Raw genomic sequence first — 1,368 nt, 5'->3', positions numbered from 1 at the left:
AGAAAATGTTCCTCGTGGACGGCTCAAGGTGCCATGGAAAGAGATAGCCCTAGTACAACACCACCGTGGATGGTTGGAATCGTCTAAGGGCAGAGTCCATCGACAAAAACGAGTCCTCGGCCATGTGGGCAGCTCTTGAGCCAGTCATACCTTCGGAAGTTGCCGAGCTATTTTCCACTCCAACCGACGATCCCTTGGTTGTCCACGATCAACCGGCACTTGAGACACTTACAGGCAGCATTGGTCCGCTTCCAGGCCGAGCATCCCTGGATCGTTTACGACGGGAAGCCATGCCTTTCGCCCCTCGCCTCACTGTCTGCAGTGGAGAGGGCCTGTCGCGAGAATCCAACTCCGGTTCTCGAACTGGTAATGGCCGAGGAGGACGACGTTCGGAAAAATCCAAGAGAGGCCTTATCGTTGCGGTCCGCGAAACCAGGAAACCGTAGACACCTCACCCCGGTAAGAATACGAACTCTTTTTACGCCGGATGAAACCCATACATGAGATACTCCGCCAATTGTGCGGCTATCGTTCCCTAACCGCCCACGAGCGGCTCTTGGCTGCCGAGGCGGAAGTCAATCGTTTGGACGTCCTCCTGGCCCGGTCCGTCGACTGCATCCGTCGGATCAACGAGAGCACTGCCGCAGCAATTGAGAAAGAGCACGAGGAGGACCGCATCACGCCGTACAATATCCGCCTCGTTCCTCAACGCCCACTGGAGCCCCATGAAATCCCCGTCATTGAGGTTCCCAGCCGCCGGCGCTGGCCCCGCTGAGCCCGGGCGGCAATGAGAGGCTTCTGCGGCTGGCCGCAGTCATTGCCAGGCGCGCCGGTTCGTAGAAGCTCGCCACAGGCTCAATCTCGCTGGATTGTTTAGAACCTTGTAGACAGTCGCCGTCCCATCCTTGGAACCGGGACGTCGTGGAGGGGACACAGCCACGCGGAACCGGATCCGCTTGGTTCCCCAAAACTCTGCTGTCCCAGATTCATCCCACAACTCGCGCAGCCATATTGAGCATCAATCGGCCAGTTTGCGGTCGCAGGTCAATACCGTCCGAAATTGGTCGGACACGGACGCCGCGTTCTCGCAGCAGGTTCACTGTGTTGAGCACGTCAATTTAGCGTCGGACCCAACCGGCGTTGCACCGCTCTTCTGCTAGGACTTGATCGCTGCCCGGCGAAGCCGACACGCGCTGCGGTCAGGATGCATCACCGAGCCCTGCGACCGGTACGGCCTCACGCCCCCGATTAGCTCGCTCAGCATCACTACGGCCACTGGGGCACACCGCCCGTGGGGAAATAGCGGGCTAGAAGGCCTGCCCACTCCTCAACCAAGTCGTCGAGGTGCGTCTGGTTGACCGTCCTCCC

General features: G+C 59.4%; 1 pseudogene. It reads right to left on the bottom strand.

The annotated features are described in order from the left end of the window. Positions 1-1,001: 1,001 nt before the first annotated feature. Positions 1,002-1,118: pseudogene (locus LQV45_RS32815) on the bottom strand (recombinase family protein); the annotation flags it as partial. Between the last annotated feature and the right edge of the window lie 250 nt (positions 1,119-1,368).

The organism is Microbacterium sp. Bi128, assembly GCF_918698205.1.
Note: the sequence above shows the minus strand (reverse complement) of the source record. Positions and strands in the feature narration are given on the sequence as shown.